The 15,749-nt window shown below is 53.3% G+C and carries 15 protein-coding genes; 6 read left to right on the forward strand and 9 right to left on the reverse strand.

Annotated elements, in window-relative coordinates; translation table 11 throughout:
• Position 1 precedes the first annotated feature (1 nt).
• From ynjE to xthA, 9 genes are all read right to left on the reverse strand, one after another.
• The gene (gene ynjE, locus KXD89_RS09790; RefSeq protein ID WP_001350515.1) at positions 2–1,309 is read right to left on the reverse strand and encodes a thiosulfate sulfurtransferase YnjE; all 1,308 of its coding nucleotides are present in this window, start codon (positions 1,307–1,309) and stop codon (positions 2–4) included.
• 66 nt (positions 1,310–1,375) lie between these two features.
• Positions 1,376–2,029: an ATP-binding cassette domain-containing protein gene (locus tag KXD89_RS09795; RefSeq protein WP_001300558.1), complete on the reverse strand. Its 654-nt coding sequence runs from the start codon at positions 2,027–2,029 to the stop codon at positions 1,376–1,378.
• Entirely contained in the window at positions 2,029–3,564 is a 1,536-nt protein-coding gene (locus tag KXD89_RS09800) for an ABC transporter permease subunit (RefSeq protein ID WP_000224958.1), read from the reverse strand. Before KXD89_RS09800 ends, KXD89_RS09795 begins: the two co-directional genes overlap by 1 nt.
• Entirely contained in the window at positions 3,537–4,703 is a 1,167-nt protein-coding gene (locus tag KXD89_RS09805) for an ABC transporter substrate-binding protein (protein ID WP_001215339.1), read from the reverse strand. The genes KXD89_RS09800 and KXD89_RS09805 overlap by 28 nt, the downstream gene beginning before the upstream one ends.
• Before the next feature lie 9 nt (positions 4,704–4,712).
• Positions 4,713–5,261 carry a carboxymuconolactone decarboxylase family protein gene (locus tag KXD89_RS09810; protein WP_000524097.1) on the reverse strand — a complete coding sequence of 183 codons (549 nt, stop codon included), beginning with the start codon at positions 5,259–5,261 and terminating at the stop codon, positions 4,713–4,715.
• Positions 5,261–5,968: a TVP38/TMEM64 family protein gene (locus tag KXD89_RS09815; RefSeq protein ID WP_000980098.1), complete on the reverse strand. Its 708-nt coding sequence runs from the start codon at positions 5,966–5,968 to the stop codon at positions 5,261–5,263. The genes KXD89_RS09810 and KXD89_RS09815 overlap by 1 nt, the downstream gene beginning before the upstream one ends.
• Before the next feature lie 14 nt (positions 5,969–5,982).
• Complete coding sequence (gene ydjY / locus KXD89_RS09820) at positions 5,983–6,660, reverse strand: lipoprotein YdjY (protein ID WP_000939212.1); 678 nt, start codon at positions 6,658–6,660, stop codon at positions 5,983–5,985.
• A gap of 4 nt (positions 6,661–6,664) precedes the next feature.
• On the reverse strand, positions 6,665–7,375 hold the full coding sequence (locus KXD89_RS09825) for a TVP38/TMEM64 family protein (protein ID WP_001300395.1): 711 nt from the start codon (positions 7,373–7,375) through the stop codon (positions 6,665–6,667).
• A 166-nt stretch (positions 7,376–7,541) separates the two neighbouring features.
• A complete protein-coding gene (xthA, locus tag KXD89_RS09830; RefSeq protein ID WP_000673918.1) occupies positions 7,542–8,348 on the reverse strand; it encodes an exodeoxyribonuclease III in 807 nt (268 codons plus the stop codon).
• A 445-nt stretch (positions 8,349–8,793) separates the two neighbouring features.
• On the opposite strand from xthA, the gene astC reads away from it, so the two are divergent.
• From astC to spy, 6 genes are all read left to right on the forward strand, one after another.
• Positions 8,794–10,014 (forward strand): succinylornithine/acetylornithine transaminase, encoded by a 1,221-nt coding sequence (gene astC, locus KXD89_RS09835; protein ID WP_000081983.1) that lies wholly within the window; start codon positions 8,794–8,796, stop codon positions 10,012–10,014.
• On the forward strand, positions 10,011–11,045 hold the full coding sequence (gene astA, locus KXD89_RS09840; protein ID WP_000989419.1) for an arginine N-succinyltransferase: 1,035 nt from the start codon (positions 10,011–10,013) through the stop codon (positions 11,043–11,045). The genes astC and astA overlap by 4 nt, the downstream gene beginning before the upstream one ends.
• On the forward strand, positions 11,042–12,520 hold the full coding sequence (gene astD, locus KXD89_RS09845; protein WP_000177206.1) for a succinylglutamate-semialdehyde dehydrogenase: 1,479 nt from the start codon (positions 11,042–11,044) through the stop codon (positions 12,518–12,520). Before astA ends, astD begins: the two co-directional genes overlap by 4 nt.
• Entirely contained in the window at positions 12,517–13,860 is a 1,344-nt protein-coding gene (astB, locus tag KXD89_RS09850) for an N-succinylarginine dihydrolase (RefSeq protein WP_072647313.1), read from the forward strand. The genes astD and astB overlap by 4 nt, the downstream gene beginning before the upstream one ends.
• Positions 13,853–14,821 (forward strand): succinylglutamate desuccinylase, encoded by a 969-nt coding sequence (gene astE, locus KXD89_RS09855; protein ID WP_000368506.1) that lies wholly within the window; start codon positions 13,853–13,855, stop codon positions 14,819–14,821. Before astB ends, astE begins: the two co-directional genes overlap by 8 nt.
• Positions 14,822–15,150: 329 nt before the next feature.
• Positions 15,151–15,636, forward strand: a complete 486-nt coding sequence (spy, locus tag KXD89_RS09860) for an ATP-independent periplasmic protein-refolding chaperone Spy (protein ID WP_001228984.1) — start codon at positions 15,151–15,153, stop codon at positions 15,634–15,636.
• Positions 15,637–15,749: the final 113 nt, after the last annotated feature.

A 15,749-nucleotide genomic window follows, 5' to 3' on the forward strand; every position in this document is an offset into this window, starting at 1 on the left:
GTTATTTGCTACTGTCCGGGCCGCGTTCACCGGTTGCTACCGGATTTTTTGGATCGCTGCTCCATTCGTACCAGCCGCCGTCATACACGGAAACATTCTTCCAACCCATGGCGCGTGCGTACATAAAGGTTTCGGACGCGCGCCAGCCGGTGCCGCAGTAGAATGAAACTTGCTGCTCTGGTTTGATATTCCACGCTTTCCACATAGCGGTAATATCATCGGCGCTGCGCATGGTGCCATCCGGGTTATGAAAATCTTCCATATGCGTCGAGTCGCTACCAGCGTGTCCCCAACGTGCGCCGGCTATTTCACCTTTTGGTTTAATATAGCTGTAACCGCTGGTCGTACCGATAAATTCTGGCCACGAACGAATGCTCACCAGCGATGCATCCTGGCGATGCAGCAGTCCACGGGCCTGTTCCATATCGAGCATCAACTGCGGTTGTGCCGGGATCTTCACGCCGAAATCCGGTTCCGCTTTCACTTTCGGTGGCGTTCCGCGCTCAACAGGCAGTCCCGCGTCGGACCAGGTTTGCCAGCCGCCATCCAGCAGGCGCACATCTTTCACGCCAGCATAAAGCATAATCTGCGCCACACGCGCTGCAGCGTATACGTCACGCCCATACAGAATGACCGTGGTGTCATGGCGAATGCCGTGTTTTGCCAGCATCGCTTTTAGTTGTTCATCAGAAACTTTGTTCCACAGCGGTTCACTTTCCACTTCGTTGGTATCGATGTAGTCAGCGCCGGGAATATGGCTGATAAGGTAAAGCTTAGGAGCGCCCCAGGCCGCTTCAATGACTTTCCAGTCACCGGCAGGTTTCGCCGTAACCTCTTTACCTTGTTGCAGGTCGTGCAGCCATTGCGGATAAACCAGCTGCTCAAAATGCGGCAGTTTTTGCAGACGGGAAGGTTCGCTTAGCGCGTCACTCAGGATGGAGATATGCGTTAAACCTGCTTTTTGCAGTCGCGTTTTGACGGCGTCGACATCTTTGTCATTACCGTACAGCGCCACCGGAGCATCGGTTTTCAGGTTATGTTGCTTGATCCACGCGTTGAGCTGTTCGGTGCTCATTTTGTCAAGCCAGCTGGCAGAGAGGTTTAAGGCGGCAAGTTCATGACCAGAAGGGCCATTTAAGGTTTGTGGCCAGCCGTTATAAAACGCGCTGGGGCGAGTATCTATCGCTTTGCCATTTTGTTGTTGAAGCTGGTCAAGTGTAAGAGGCTTCGCCAGTTCAGCGGCCCACGAAGAAGCGCAAGCCAGCCCTAAAGCCATTGCCAGCGCGGTCATTTGAGAAACACGTTTCATCGAAAATCCCGACATTGTAGTTTTGAGTGCGCCATTCTGAACTGACGCATTGAGAAAAACTTTGCGTTATCGCAGTTTGTTGTAATTTTCTGACCACTGCGCCATATCCAGAACAGAACTATCAGCAGGAACATCCTGGAGATCGTGCGTTACCTGAACGACGGGGATCGCCAGGGCGCGAACTTCGCTGAACACCCACTGGCGAAAATTATCGCGCAGAGCCACATCAAGACGGCTGAATGGCTCATCCAGGAGTAACGCTTTTGGTTGGGCGAGAAGGGCGCGTAGTAGAGCAACGCGCGCTCGCTGACCGCCAGACAAAGTGGCAGGATCCTGATGGAAAGCTCCCTCAAGGCCTGAACGCTCAAGTGCATCATTCACGGCATTACGTCGGGCATTCCCTTTAAGTGTCGCCGGTAGCGCCAGCAGTAAATTTTGCCCGACACTGAACTGGTCAAATAACAGTGCATCCTGAAAAAGAATGCCAATCTGACGCTGTGCGGTGGGTAGGATGTCAATCCGTTGCTCATTGAGCCATAGCTCACCTGTACAAGAAAACTGTTCGGCCAGTGCACCAATCATCCATGAAAACAGAGTGGATTTTCCACAGCCAGACGGCCCCATTAACGTGACAATGTCACCTTTATCCACCGTAAAGTTAACGTTTGTCAGCAAGCGGCTTTCTGGTAAACGTAGCGAAACATTTTTCACGCAGAGCATTAGCGGAGTCCTTGTCTGACATAACCTACCCATTTTGCGACTAACGCGGTCAGGGCAAAAATAATAAGCGGTAATAGCAGTTGCCATAAAGCCTGGGCGGCGAGAATACCGTTGCTGCCGCCGCTGCTTAATGCCACCGCCTCAGTGGTGAGCGTCGGAAAACGCCCCGCGCCCAGCCACAGCGTTGGCATATACTGCGCAATACCGACTGCAAATCCCACCGCGAAGGCAATCAGCACAGGGCGCAACATGAGTGGGCATTTCACGTAAAAGAAGATTTTGGCCCGCGACCAGCCCAGTGTTTGCGCAATCAAAATTAACCGTGAATCAATGCGCTGCCAGGCGGGTTGCAGGATAAACAGCATCCACGGCATCACCCACAGCAGATGCCCCCAGACCACCGCCGTCCAGCTTCCATCCAGTTTCAGCCATAGCGCCAGCGTGTACTGGCCCGCCACCAGTGGCAGAGCAGGTAATAAAATGGGCAACCATAGCCACAACTGGCGACGCTGTGGCCCCCATTCCAGCCACAGCAGTAACAGGAGCAAAGCGATGAATGTCGCCACCAGCCCCATTGTCAGGCTGTTGATGAGCGCTTCACTATTGATCGTCGACTGATCCGCGAGGATCGCCAGCAGAACCACACACAGCACACCGGTTAAGGGTAAAAAAATCGCCAGCGTATTGCCCGGCAATAAAGGCGTGGCAGGCTTGCGAACGCCATCTACGCGGGGAATAGTGCGCCGCCAGCTGCGCCATAGCAGATAGCTCAGCAAAACGTAGGCGGCGAGTAACAGCATCAACAGCAGGCTGGCAAGCGCGCCTTTTGTTTGTTGGTCAATGTCGCCCTGGGTTAACCACTGCCAGCTAATTACCGCCAGCGTCGGGGGATTACCTGGCCCGAGAATAATTGCCACATCCACGACCGACAGCGACCAGGCAACAATCGCCAGCATCGCCATTGCCAGCGCAGGCGCGACGGAGGGCAACAGCAGCCAGTTCAGGCATTGCCAGCGGCTGTAGCCCAGCGAATCCAGCACAATGACCTGCTGCAACAGCCATTTTTCGCTCAATACTGCTGCTAAGATCCACAGCAGAAATGCGCTTTCTTTCACTGCAAGGGTGAGGCCCAGACCGATGCCAAATCGGTCCATTGGCGGAGTGAAATACGGGAAATAGTCATAAAGCAGCCCTCCGTCAGCAAAGAGCAGAAGGGCGCTGGTGGCAAAAGCCACATGGGGAATGGCGAGCAGCCACGGCAGACGGGCGCACATACGCTGCCATTTCGGCCCAGGCCACAGCGCCACAATCACCAGCAGGGCAATCAACAATGCCCCGACCGCCGCGATGGTTGTCGACACCAGCGTTGCCAGTAATGCCTGCGGTAACTGTGGATCGGCAAATAACGCCTGCCAGTGTGTCAACGACAAAGCAGGCGATATCAGCGTGAGAGCTGCCGGGATCAGCGGTGCATAAATCACCGCCACCATCGCCCACAGCAAAAAGATTAATGCGTACCGTAACGGTGTAGCCATTCTTGTTCCAGCGCATTTACCCAACCTGCGTGCGGTTCAGCCAGTACCGGCGGCAGATCCTGCGGCATTCTTGATTGCAATGATTCGCGCTGCCCGTCAGGCAGTTTTTGCGGATCGAGAACAGAAGGATCGCCCCAGACAGCGGGATCTGCTTTACGCAGTTGCGCATCGGGTGAGAGCAGGAAATTGGCAACTACCTTCGCCGCAGCACTGGCATTCGCGTTGGCAGGAATGGTGACGAAATGCACGTTGCCAATCATCCCCTCGCGAAAGCCAAAACTGTAACTGCTTGCAGGCAAATCGCCGCTGGCGATTTTTTGCTGCGCATGCGCGGGGTTAAAGGTCAGCGACAGGCGCAATGTGCCGGCTTTCAGCAGAGCATCCATCCGCGCGGGTGAAGGCGGGAAATCCTTTCCTTCGCGCCACAAATACGGATGCAGCACATCAAGATATTGCCACAAGGGAGCAGTGACACGGGCGAAAGTCGCATCGTCCGGCGCTTCTTTTAATGCGGCGGGATCGGGCGTCAGCATAATCAGCAACTGTTCAAGAAACGCCGTGCCGGTAAAGTCCGGTGGGCGCGGATAGGTAACCGTGCCGGGATTGGCTTTAGCAAACTCCAGTAAGGCTTGCGGCGTTTGTGGTGGCTGTGGCGTAACATCGCGGCGGGCGATAAACGTCAGTTGTGCGCCGCCCCAGGGCGATTCCGCACCTTGTGTCGGCACAGAAAAATCTTCCCGCACCGGCAGCTGTGTGTCGACATAGCGCCAGTTGGGCAGAGTCTCCGCCCAGCCCGTTTGTAATAAATTGGCCTCTTTTAAGGTGCGGAAGTTTTCGCCGTTCACCCAGAGCAGATCCACCGAGCCGCCCGTTTTACGTCCGGCTGCGGCTTCGGTCTGAATGCGCTTCACCGCGTCTGCGGCATCCGCCAGACGGACAATCTTCAGGTTTATAGCGTAATGGGTTTTCATCTCGCCGCTCACCCAGTCGAGATAGCGGTTAATTGCGGTATCGCCGCCCCAGGCGTTAAACCAGACGGTTTGCCCTTTGGCCTCATTTTTAATTTCTTGCCAGTCACTGGCATGTGTTGCCAGAGAAAACAGCGATAACAATCCCAGCAACCACCCACAATGGCGCATCATCTCTCCTTAAGAACGTTTTTCAGGAATACGGCACAGCCCCTGAGCGGGAATGTCCATGGCAGAATTAAAACGGGCTGACAGATTTTGCAGGCCGATCAATGCCGTCAGTTCGGTGAGCGCCTGAGCGTCAAAATGCGCAGCCAGTCGGGTACGCAGGGCATCATCGACCGTTGGCGGCGTTACGCTTGCGGCTTCGGCGTACTCCAGCGCCAGCCGTTCTTCATCGCTAAAGAGCGGGCTTTGCCGCCAGTCAGCCACTGCCAGCAGTTTATCGCTGCTGCCGGTGCGCTCGGCGACTTTCATACTGGTGATATCCACACAAAACTCACACAGGCACATTTGCGCAATGCGCGCGCTGACAAGCGATCGTACTACCGGATCGAGCGGTGAGCGTTTGCGCTCCAGCCAGCCAACAAACATCGACACCAGATAAAAGATAAACGGGATCCGCCCCCACCAGCGAATGGGGCTTAGCACCTCGCCGTAATGGCGACGATGCAGCCACGCCTGTGGACGTAAAATTAAAGGAATTTTGCTAAGCGGCGGTAAACCCATCAGGCATTCCTCTTCTGGCGTTCAAGCCATATTTTCTTCGCCATAAAAATCACCACGGTCAGGGCAAACAGAATAAACAGTCCGGTGACAAACCAGAAAGTACCGCCTGTTAACATGCTGCCCGCCCAGGAATAAACAATAGTTGCCGGTAACTGACCAAGCCCGGTGGCGATAAAAAACGAGCGAAAACGTATTGAAGTCAAACCGGCAGCATAGCTGATTGGATCGAAAGGGACAAAAGGCAATAACCGACAGACCAGAATGGTGTGTTTGCCGTAGCGAGTGAAAAAGCCGTCCATACTGTCAAGCACGGTTTTGCCGGTTAATTTTTCCACCACTTCGCGGCCCATCACTCTGGCGATAAAAAAGCACAGCGCCGCGCCGGCCATCGAACTGGTCCACGACAGCAAGCCGCCCCAGAACGCGCCAAACAGCGACGCATTGGCAAAGGTGATCAAAAACGCAGGTAGCGGTGCAGCAATGGCCTGCAAAATCATCAACAAGAACGAGACAACTGCCGCCAGTGCGCCGTAAGACTGAATAAAGCGTTCTATACCCTGTTGGTCCACGGCGGCAAACGCCGCAACGCTGCGATTGATAAACTCATGGACGCCGGGAAGCAGCGCCCATGCCAGCAGCATAGCGAACAACAGGATGATGAGGGTTATACGGTAGTACCAGATTTTTCGCGATTGCATCATCATCATCCTTTATCCTGGCTTTATTCGGCGATTTTAAAGGTAACCGTTGCCAGCGTGTTATCCGCCGGGAGAACTGAGGCATTGCCTTTGAATTTAACTTCACCACGTTTTTCAACCGCACCATAAGTGTATGTTGCATTGCTGACGATGCCGACCGGGCAGCTATCCAGACACACCAGGCAACCCGTTTTCTTCTCTTCTGCTGCCGTTAAATTACCGCCAAAGCGCATGTCCAGTTTCTTGCCATTACTGTCAACAATCACTTCATCGAAGGAATACGCTTTTGCCGCCCCTTGCCAGTTGACCGAAATATCCAGTTTGCTGCCTGTGACATGAGTCGTTTCTTTATTATCCATCGTCATGTTTTCGCCCGGCGTACCACCTGCCTCTTTCAGGGCTTCATAAAATGCTTTCGGGGTCGCATAACCCATAAACAGCGATTTATGTCCGTTGGAGCCATCTTTAAACACAATACCGTGACGAGTGTCGTCGGTGAGGAAACGACCATTAATTTGCACCAGCATGGTTACCGTATGGTTATTGGCATCGACACGCAGCGGTTGGCTGTTCGAAAGTCCGTCGTATTCCACTTTTGCCGCCGCATTCTCTTGTTGATCGCAGCCGCTAAGCCCAGCAACAGCCAGTAAACAGAGTGCAGCCAGTCCTTTTTTCCATGACACTGAATAATGTTGCAACATCGTTCTATCCTTCATTTTTTGGGTGAGTAAGTGGGCTGCGGCGCGAAGCAGACAGATCCACATGTTTGTGTCGGGCGTAGAGTTTTGCGAGCTGGACGAGAATAAACAGCGCCAGGCCCGCCAGACAGAGTTGTAAAATAAAGCGCAGCGTAATGCCTTCATTGGCGAGATCGCTTGCCATCACGGTATAAATAACAATACCGGGTAGGGTCGTGAGTGCCGAAATAAGGGTATAAGGCCAGAAGGCGATTGTGGTTAATCCGTAAGCGTAATTTTGAATATTGTAAGGAAACAACGGGATTAAGCGGGTCAGAATAAGAAAATCAATACCGTTACGCGCAATGCCTTTTTCAATGGCCTGGAAGGTATTGCTATGGCCAACGTATTTCAGCAGTAAATCACGTCCCAGCCAGCGCGCCAGCAGGAATGAGCACGAGGAGGCCAGCGTGGCGGCAATTAATGAGAGTAGTGTCCCTAAGAGCGGGCCAAAAACTATTCCTCCCGCGATCACCAGTATGCTTCCTGGTAACAGCAAGAGGGTGGCAATGATGAATAACAGAATATAGAGGCTATAGCCGAAAAATCCGCTCTGGCGGATGAGTGTCTGTAAGTGGGGTAAATCGGTGAGCAGATCGAATAAACCGAAAGCGTGGATAGCGTAAATGACCAGCGCAAAAATAAGACAGGCAAAAAGAAATTTACGCTCAGCGTTCATCGTGGAGTTTCCTATATCAAACTTGATAATAGAGAAGTGGTCAGACAACTAAAAACGCAGAGACGGTATAACAAAGGACGGCAGGCAACAAATCATTACTGACAGTTTGTTGATTTTTCTCAAGGTTAATTCTCCTGACCCAGTTTGAGCCAGGAGAGCTGCTAAATTAGCGGCGGAAGGTCGCCCAGACGGGGGCGTGATCGGACGGTTTTTCCATGCTGCGGATTTCATAGTCGATGCCGGTTTCTACGCAACATTCTGCCAGCGGTTGGCTGGCGAGCAGCAGGTCGATGCGCAGACCACGGTTATCGTCAAAACCTTTTGAGCGGTAATCAAACCATGAGAAACGATCTGCTGTTTGCGGATTCGCATGGCGGAAGGTATCGACCAACCCCCAGCTCATCAGCCTGTCCATCCATTCGCGCTCTTCCGGCAGGAAAGAGCATTTACCGGTACGCAGCCAGCGCTTACGGTTTTCTTCGCCAATGCCGATATCCAGATCTGTAGGGCTGATATTCATATCGCCCATAATCAGTACCGGATTATCACGTTTGAGTTCGGTTTCCAGGTAGTTTTGCAGATTCTGATAAAACTGCGCTTTTGCCGGGAATTTTATCGGATGGTCGCGGCTTTCACCCTGCGGGAAGTAACCGTTGATCACGGTGACATTACCCAGCAGTGAGGGGATTTCCGCCATAATAATCCGCCGCTGCGCCTCTTCGTCGTCACCGGGAAAGCCGCGACGCACGGCAATCGGCGTCTCTTTGGTCAGCAGCGCCACGCCATAATGGCCTTTCTGCCCGTGATAAAACACGTTGTAGCCGAGCTTCGCCACCTCTTCGAGCGGAAACATATCGTCATGAACTTTTGTCTCCTGCAGGCCAATCACATCCGGTTGGTGCTTTTCGACGATGGCTTCAAGCTGGTGAGGTCTGGCGCGCAGGCCGTTGATATTAAAAGAGACAAATTTCATAGTCGCTGCCATTTATTCAGATAAAGAGTGCGTGGATGGTAGCAGAATTTCGCGTTGCTTACCGCCTGTTGTTAAGTGATTTGATCGATGGTTGTTAATGATGTCAACGATGGCGCAAAAAATGCCCGCTTTTGGTGCGCGCTGCGTCAGAATGGCGCAGTAATTTCCAGTAAATTTCGTCAATGATCACAATTCCAGAATTATATTTTACTTCTGCATAACATTGCGTTTTTTATTCTTTTTATTCACCCACATCGCAAACGTATTCACTTTATATGCACTTTAAATGCATATGGTTTGGTTATAACTCCTTGATTTCCAGTTAGCCTCCGCCGTTTATGCACTTTTATCACTGGCTGGCACGAACCCTGCAATCTACATTTACAGCGCAAACATTACTTATTATTAACATATAAATAACGAATTATTTACTGTAGAGGTCGCTATGTCTCAGCCAATTACGCGTGAAAACTTTGATGAATGGATGATACCTGTTTACGCTCCGGCACCCTTTATACCGGTACGTGGCGAAGGTTCGCGCTTGTGGGATCAGCAGGGGAAAGAGTATATCGACTTCGCGGGTGGCATTGCGGTGAACGCGCTGGGCCATGCGCATCCGGAACTGCGTGAAGCGCTGAACGAACAGGCGAGTAAGTTCTGGCATACCGGCAACGGTTACACCAACGAGCCGGTACTGCGACTGGCGAAAAAATTGATCGACGCCACGTTTGCCGATCGCGTCTTCTTTTGTAACTCCGGTGCGGAAGCCAACGAAGCGGCGCTAAAACTGGCGCGTAAATTCGCTCACGACCGCTACGGCAGCCATAAGAGCGGCATCGTGGCGTTCAAAAATGCGTTTCATGGTCGCACGCTGTTTACTGTCAGTGCGGGTGGGCAGCCAGCCTATTCACAGGATTTTGCGCCACTGCCGGCGGATATTCGTCATGCTGCATATAACGATATTAACTCTGCCAGCGCGCTGATTGACGACTCTACCTGTGCGGTGATTGTCGAACCCATCCAGGGGGAAGGCGGTGTGGTGCCAGCCAGCAACGCGTTTTTACAAGGTCTGCGTGAATTGTGTAACCGCCACAATGCGCTGTTGATTTTTGATGAAGTACAAACCGGCGTCGGGCGCACCGGGGAACTGTATGCCTATATGCACTACGGCGTGACGCCTGATCTGTTAACTACCGCCAAAGCGCTGGGCGGCGGTTTCCCGGTCGGTGCGTTGTTGGCAACCGAAGAGTGCGCCCGCGTGATGACCGTTGGCACTCATGGCACCACCTATGGCGGTAATCCGCTGGCCTCGGCGGTGGCAGGCAAAGTGCTGGAGCTCATCAACACACCAGAGATGCTTAATGGCGTTAAACAGCGTCACGACTGGTTTGTTGAGCGTCTTAATACTATTAATCACCGCTATGGTTTGTTCAGTGAAGTTCGCGGCTTAGGTTTGCTGATTGGCTGTGTACTGAATGCCGATTACGCCGGGCAAGCGAAACAGATCTCTCAGGAAGCGGCGAAAGCAGGCGTGATGGTACTGATTGCGGGTGGCAACGTGGTGCGTTTTGCGCCTGCGCTCAATGTCAGCGAAGAAGAGGTGACGACCGGACTGGATCGCTTTGCAGCTGCTTGCGAACACTTTGTTAGCCGAGGTTCATCATGATGGTCATCCGTCCCGTTGAGCGATCAGATGTCTCGGCGCTGATGCAGCTTGCCAGCAAAACGGGCGGCGGCCTGACGTCGCTTCCCGCCAATGAAGCCACGCTTTCGGCGCGTATCGAAAGGGCAATCAAAACCTGGCAAGGCGAACTGCCCAAAAGTGAGCAGGGCTATGTGTTCGTGCTGGAAGATAGCGAGACAGGCACCGTGGCGGGGATTTGTGCCATTGAGGTGGCGGTTGGGCTGAACGATCCCTGGTACAACTATCGCGTCGGCACGTTGGTTCACGCCTCAAAAGAGCTGAATGTCTATAACGCATTGCCGACGCTGTTTCTCAGTAACGATCACACCGGCAGCAGCGAGCTGTGCACGCTGTTTCTCGACCCGGACTGGCGCAAAGAGGGCAACGGCTATTTGCTGTCGAAATCGCGCTTTATGTTTATGGCGGCTTTTCGCGACAAGTTTAATGACAAAGTGGTTGCTGAAATGCGCGGGGTGATTGACGAACACGGCTATTCACCGTTCTGGCAAAGCCTCGGTAAACGCTTCTTTTCGATGGATTTTAGCCGCGCCGATTTTCTCTGCGGCACCGGGCAAAAGGCATTTATTGCAGAACTGATGCCGAAACATCCGATCTATACCCACTTTTTATCCCAGGAAGCCCAGGACGTCATCGGTCAGGTACATCCGCAAACCGCGCCTGCCCGCGCGGTGCTGGAGAAAGAAGGTTTTCGCTACCGTAACTATATCGACATCTTTGACGGTGGGCCGACGCTTGAGTGTGACATCGACCGCGTGCGCGCCATCCGTAAAAGTCGGCTGGTGGAAGTGGCAGAAGGGCAGCCTGCGCAGGGCGATTTCCCAGCCTGCCTGGTCGCTAATGAAAATTATCACCATTTCCGCGTGGTGCTGGTGCGTACCGATCCGGCAACCGAGCGTTTGATTTTAACCGCCGCACAACTGGATGCCCTCAAATGCCACGCCGGGGATCGCGTTCGTCTGGTGCGCCTGTGCGCAGAGGAGAAAACAGCATGACTTTATGGATTAACGGTGACTGGATAACGGGCCAGGGCGCATCGCGTGTGAAGCGTAATCCGGTATCGGGCGAGGTGTTATGGCAAGGCAATGATGCCGATGCCGCTCAGGTCGAGCAGGCTTGTCGGGCAGCCCGTGCGGCGTTTCCGCGCTGGGCGCGGCTTTCATTTGCTGAACGTCATGCCGTTGTCGAACGCTTTGCCGCACTGCTGGAAAGCAATAAAGCCGAATTAACCGCGATTATTGCCAGAGAAACGGGTAAGCCGCGCTGGGAAGCGGCAACCGAAGTGACGGCGATGATCAATAAAATCGCGATATCAATTAAGGCGTATCACGTTCGTACCGGCGAGCAGCGTAGTGAAATGCCGGACGGCGCGGCGAGCCTGCGACATCGCCCGCACGGCGTGCTGGCGGTGTTTGGGCCGTATAATTTCCCTGGTCATTTGCCGAACGGACATATCGTTCCGGCATTGCTGGCAGGTAACACCATTATCTTTAAACCCAGCGAACTGACACCGTGGAGTGGCGAAGCGGTAATGCGTTTATGGCAGCAGGCTGGCTTGCCGCCAGGCGTGCTGAACCTGGTGCAGGGCGGGCGTGAAACGGGTCAGGCGCTGAGTGCGCTGGAGGATCTCGACGGTTTGCTGTTTACCGGTAGCGCCAATACAGGCTACCAGTTGCATCGCCAGCTCTCCGGTCAGCCGGAGAAAATTCTCGCCCTTGAGATGGGCGGTAATAATCCGCTAATTATCGATGAGGTGGCGGATATCGACGCGGCTGTCCATCTGACCATTCAGTCGGCGTTTGTCACAGCCGGTCAACGCTGCACCTGCGCCCGCCGTTTATTGCTGAAAAGCGGGGCGCAGGGCGATGCGTTTCTTGCTCGTCTGGTTGCCGTCAGCCAGCGATTAACGCCGGGCAACTGGGATGACGAACCGCAGCCGTTTATTGGCGGGCTGATTTCTGAACAGGCCGCACAGCAGGTGGTTACTGCATGGCAGCAACTGGAAGCGATGGGCGGACGACCCCTGCTTGCGCCGCGCTTATTACAAGCAGGGACATCGTTGCTGACGCCGGGGATCATTGAAATGACAGGCGTTGCTGGCGTACCAGATGAAGAGGTGTTCGGACCGTTATTGCGCGTCTGGCGTTATGATACTTTCGATGAAGCGATTCGAATGGCGAATAACACTCGCTTCGGACTCTCTTGCGGTCTGGTTTCCCCCGAGCGGGAAAAGTTCGATCAACTGTTGCTGGAGGCGCGGGCGGGGATTGTTAACTGGAACAAACCGCTTACCGGTGCTGCCAGTACCGCGCCATTCGGCGGCATTGGTGCTTCCGGTAACCATCGCCCCAGCGCCTGGTATGCCGCAGATTACTGCGCATGGCCGATGGCGAGCCTGGAGTCGGACTCGTTAACATTGCCCGCCACGCTTAACCCCGGGCTGGATTTTTCCGATGAGGTGGTGCGATGAACGCCTGGGAAGTCAATTTCGACGGGCTGGTAGGGCTGACGCATCATTACGCGGGCCTGTCGTTTGGTAATGAAGCCTCTACCCGTCACCGTTTTCAGGTGTCTAACCCGCGACTGGCGGCGAAGCAGGGCTTACTGAAAATGAAAGCCCTTGCCGATGCGGGATTCCCCCAGGCCGTGATCCCGCCGCACGAGCGTCCGTTTATTCCGGTGCTGCGTCAGTTGGGATTCAGTGGTAGCGATGAGCAGGTACTGGAAAAAGTTGCACGCCAGGCACCGCACTGGCTTTCCAGCGTCAGTTCCGCTTCGCCAATGTGGGTAGCCAATGCGGCAACGATCGCGCTATCTGCCGATACGCTGGATGGCAAAGTGCATCTCACCGTTGCCAACCTGAACAATAAATTTCACCGTTCGCTGGAAGCGCCCGTCACTGAATCGCTGTTAAAAGCGATTTTTAACGACGAAGAGAAATTTAGCGTCCATTCGGCGTTGCCACAGGTAGCGTTGCTCGGTGATGAGGGGGCGGCAAACCACAATCGTCTCGGCGGTCATTACGGTGAACCGGGTATGCAACTTTTTGTCTACGGGCGAGAAGAAGGCAATGATACCCGGCCTTCCCGTTATCCGGCGCGACAGACTCGCGAAGCCAGCGAGGCGGTGGCAAGGCTGAATCAGGTGAATCCCCAACAGGTGATTTTCGCCCAGCAAAACCCGGACGTTATCGACCAGGGCGTTTTTCATAATGACGTGATTGCCGTGAGTAACCGCCAGGTGCTGTTTTGCCACCAACAGGCGTTCGCTCGCCAGTCACAGTTACTGGCAAACCTGCGTGCGCGGGTCAATGGTTTTATGGCGATAGAAGTTCCGGCAACTCAGGTTTCCGTGTCTGATACGGTGTATACCTATCTGTTTAACAGCCAACTGCTGAGCCGCGATGATGGTTCCATGATGTTGGTGCTGCCTCAGGAGTGTCGGGAACACGCCGGAGTATGGGGTTATCTCAATGAACTCCTTGCCGCTGACAACCCGATTAGCGAACTAAAAGTCTTTGATTTACGTGAAAGCATGGCGAATGGCGGCGGCCCGGCGTGCCTGCGGTTGCGGGTGGTATTGACAGAAGAAGAACGCCGGGCGGTGAATCCGGCGGTGATGATGAACGATACGCTGTTTAATGCGCTCAATGACTGGGTGGATCGTTACTACCGCGATCGCCTTACTGCTGCCGATCTGGCCGACCCGCAATTGCTGCGCGAAGGGCGGGAAGCACTGGATGTATTGAGCCAATTACTGAATCTCGGTTCGGTTTATCCGTTCCAGCGCGAGGGAGGGGGCAATGGATAATTTTCTTGCTCTGACCTTAACGGGTAAAAAACCGGTTATCACCGAGCGAGAAATCAACGGCGTTCGCTGGCGCTGGCTGGGCGATGGTGTGCTGGAACTGACGCCATTAACGCCACCGCAAGGCGCACTGGTGATTTCAGCGGGAATACACGGTAATGAGACGGCACCTGTGGAGATGCTGGACGCGTTGCTTGGCGCGATATCTCACGGCGAGATCCCGTTACGTTGGCGGTTGCTGGTGATCCTCGGGAATCCTCCTGCGCTGAAGCAAGGGAAACGTTATTGCCATAGCGATATGAATCGAATGTTTGGCGGTCGTTGGCAGCTATTTGCTGAAAGCGGAGAAACCTGTCGGGCGCGCGAACTGGAACAGTGCCTGGAAGATTTTTATGACCAGGGCAAAGAATCTGTGCGCTGGCACCTTGATCTACATACCGCAATTCGTGGCTCCTTGCATCCGCAGTTCGGTGTATTACCGCAACGCGACATTCCCTGGGACGAGAAATTTCTGACGTGGCTGGGTGCGGCGGGGCTGGAGGCGCTGGTGTTCCATCAGGAACCTGGTGGTACGTTTACCCATTTCAGCGCCAGACATTTTGGCGCGCTGGCCTGTACGCTGGAACTTGGCAAAGCGTTGCCCTTTGGGCAAAACGATCTTCGCCAGTTTGCAGTAACTGCCAGCGCAATTGCTGCGCTGCTATCTGGTGAGAGTGTCGGTATCGTGAGAACACCGCCGCTCCGTTATCGGGTGGTTTCGCAAATTACTCGCCACTCGCCGTCCTTCGAAATGCATATGGCAAGTGACACGCTGAATTTTATGCCGTTTGAGAAAGGAACATTGCTGGCGCAGGACGGAGAGGAACGTTTTACCGTAACCCATGATGTAGAGTATGTGTTATTCCCTAATCCGTTGGTAGCGTTGGGATTACGCGCGGGATTAATGCTCGAAAAAATAAGCTAATACTTACCCGCAGAAATCATTCTGCGGGTATTAAGTTGCTTTCTTATAAATTAATACAGATTAATCCTGGTTATTTGCTTTATTTATCACCAGTCATCCGGTATAGTTCTTCATAATCTCTGCAAAATCATCGTGTTGTAATATTCTCTCATCACTCTCCATCAAATTTTCTTTTTTTCTCCATAATTGGCGCAAAAGTGTTTTTTACACTTTCATTGTTTTACCGTTGCTCTGATTAATTGACGCTAAAGTCAGTAAAGTTAATCTCGTCAACACGGCACGCTACTTAAGAAAGCCGTAATAAATAACTGAAAGGAAGGATATAGAATATGCGTAAATTAACTGCACTGTTTGTTGCCTCTACCCTGGCTCTTGGCGCGGCTAACCTGGCCCATGCCGCAGACACCACTACCGCAGCACCGGCTGACGCGAAGCCGATGATGCACCACAAAGGCAAGTTCGGTCCGCATCAGGACATGATGTTCAAAGACCTGAACCTGACCGACGCGCAGAAACAGCAGATCCGCGAAATCATGAAAGGCCAGCGTGACCAGATGAAACGTCCGCCGCTGGAAGAACGCCGCGCAATGCATGACATCATTGCCAGCGATACCTTCGATAAAGTAAAAGCTGAAGCGCAGATCGCAAAAATGGAAGAACAGCGCAAAGCTAACATGCTGGCGCACATGGAAACCCAGAACAAAATTTACAACATCCTGACGCCGGAACAGAAAAAGCAATTTAATGCTAATTTTGAGAAGCGTCTGACAGAACGTCCAGCGGCAAAAGGTAAAATGCCTGCAACTGCTGAATAATCTTTCAGCCAAAAAACTTAAGACCGCCGGTCTTGTCCACTACCTTGCAGTAATGCGGTGGACAGGATCGGCGGTTTTCTTTTCTCTTCTCAAACAGTTGTAAAAAAAGCCTG

The sequence above is a fragment of the Escherichia sp. TC-EC600-tetX4 genome, assembly GCF_019356055.1.
Lineage (GTDB): Bacteria > Pseudomonadota > Gammaproteobacteria > Enterobacterales > Enterobacteriaceae.

Excerpts from the sequence above, each read along its gene's own strand:
- ynjE (WP_001350515.1), bottom strand. The coding sequence starts at position 1,309 with ATGAAACGTGTTTCTCAAATGACCGCGCTGGCAATGGCTTTAGGGCTG.
- KXD89_RS09795 (WP_001300558.1), bottom strand. The coding sequence starts at position 2,029 with ATGCTCTGCGTGAAAAATGTTTCGCTACGTTTACCAGAAAGCCGCTTG.
- KXD89_RS09800 (WP_000224958.1), bottom strand. The coding sequence starts at position 3,564 with ATGGCTACACCGTTACGGTACGCATTAATCTTTTTGCTGTGGGCGATG.
- KXD89_RS09805 (WP_001215339.1), bottom strand. The coding sequence starts at position 4,703 with ATGCGCCATTGTGGGTGGTTGCTGGGATTGTTATCGCTGTTTTCTCTG.
- KXD89_RS09810 (WP_000524097.1), bottom strand. The coding sequence starts at position 5,261 with ATGGGTTTACCGCCGCTTAGCAAAATTCCTTTAATTTTACGTCCACAG.
- KXD89_RS09815 (WP_000980098.1), bottom strand. The coding sequence starts at position 5,968 with ATGATGATGATGCAATCGCGAAAAATCTGGTACTACCGTATAACCCTC.
- ydjY (WP_000939212.1), bottom strand. The coding sequence starts at position 6,660 with ATGTTGCAACATTATTCAGTGTCATGGAAAAAAGGACTGGCTGCACTC.
- KXD89_RS09825 (WP_001300395.1), bottom strand. The coding sequence starts at position 7,375 with ATGAACGCTGAGCGTAAATTTCTTTTTGCCTGTCTTATTTTTGCGCTG.
- xthA (WP_000673918.1), bottom strand. The coding sequence starts at position 8,348 with ATGAAATTTGTCTCTTTTAATATCAACGGCCTGCGCGCCAGACCTCAC.
- astC (WP_000081983.1), top strand. The coding sequence starts at position 8,794 with ATGTCTCAGCCAATTACGCGTGAAAACTTTGATGAATGGATGATACCT.
- astA (WP_000989419.1), top strand. The coding sequence starts at position 10,011 with ATGATGGTCATCCGTCCCGTTGAGCGATCAGATGTCTCGGCGCTGATG.
- astD (WP_000177206.1), top strand. The coding sequence starts at position 11,042 with ATGACTTTATGGATTAACGGTGACTGGATAACGGGCCAGGGCGCATCG.
- astB (WP_072647313.1), top strand. The coding sequence starts at position 12,517 with ATGAACGCCTGGGAAGTCAATTTCGACGGGCTGGTAGGGCTGACGCAT.
- astE (WP_000368506.1), top strand. The coding sequence starts at position 13,853 with ATGGATAATTTTCTTGCTCTGACCTTAACGGGTAAAAAACCGGTTATC.
- spy (WP_001228984.1), top strand. The coding sequence starts at position 15,151 with ATGCGTAAATTAACTGCACTGTTTGTTGCCTCTACCCTGGCTCTTGGC.